General features: G+C 34.7%; 1 protein-coding gene and 1 pseudogene. Both read right to left on the bottom strand.

Going from position 1 to position 792, the window contains the following annotated elements; translation table 11 throughout:
* The coding region (locus tag BD31_RS08910) for a ferritin (RefSeq protein ID WP_048097626.1) at positions 1 to 372 on the bottom strand (372 nt) is incomplete at its 3' end.
* A gap of 162 nt (positions 373 to 534) precedes the next feature.
* Positions 535 to 792: pseudogene (locus BD31_RS08915) on the bottom strand (divalent metal cation transporter); the annotation flags it as partial.

Genomic DNA, 792 nt, shown 5'->3' on the forward strand with positions numbered 1-792 from the left:
AAACCATTCTAGAAATGCATACGTTGAATGATCCTTTTCTTTTTGTGAGATTTCCACCATCTTATGAATTGCGGCAGTTACCAATTGTTCGTTGTTCAGAGCAGTCTTTAGAATCGATTCCAGTGATTTGTAATTGCTTGCAGGTAGTTTTGTTGCAGGAATAACTGCTGGGATTCCCAAACTGTTCAGATAATGAACAATCTTTAGCATATGAGTTCTCTCTTCGTCAGACTGTGCATAAAAGAAACCAGCGCCACCTTCATATCCTGTAACTTCACACCAGGACGCCATTGACAAATAGCTGTTTGATGCGTTTGCCTCTAGCGTAATTTGGTTATTCAGTGCACTTTGCATGTTTTTTGAAATTTTCATAAGTTTCATTAGTACTTTGTAATCACTGTTAAAATAACTTTCTGAGACTACCGAGTCTCAAGAGAGATTCCACATATGAGAGACTTATCCTGTCATGAATTTTGGAATCTTGAACTTCAAAACATAGACAATAAAAAGCAATTTTTAATTACGATGAAGGAGTTATGAAAAGAATTTCATCATCAAAAAGAACAGTGCAAAACCAGACAAGAAAACTATCCCTGTAAAACTCAAAACTTTCAACATAGTTGATGGCTGATGTTCTTTATCAAGAAATTTGCCAGTGACTAGCCTAAAATTAAAGATAGCAATTACAGGAGCAATTACAAACGACAAAACAGTTGCAAAGTCAACTAGATCTTTAAGATTATTTCCAAATTGTGAGATTACTAAAAAAGAACCAGATGCGATAACTATTAA

Source organism: Candidatus Nitrosopumilus salarius BD31, from assembly GCF_000242875.2.
Lineage (GTDB): Archaea > Thermoproteota > Nitrososphaeria > Nitrososphaerales > Nitrosopumilaceae > Nitrosopumilus > Nitrosopumilus salarius.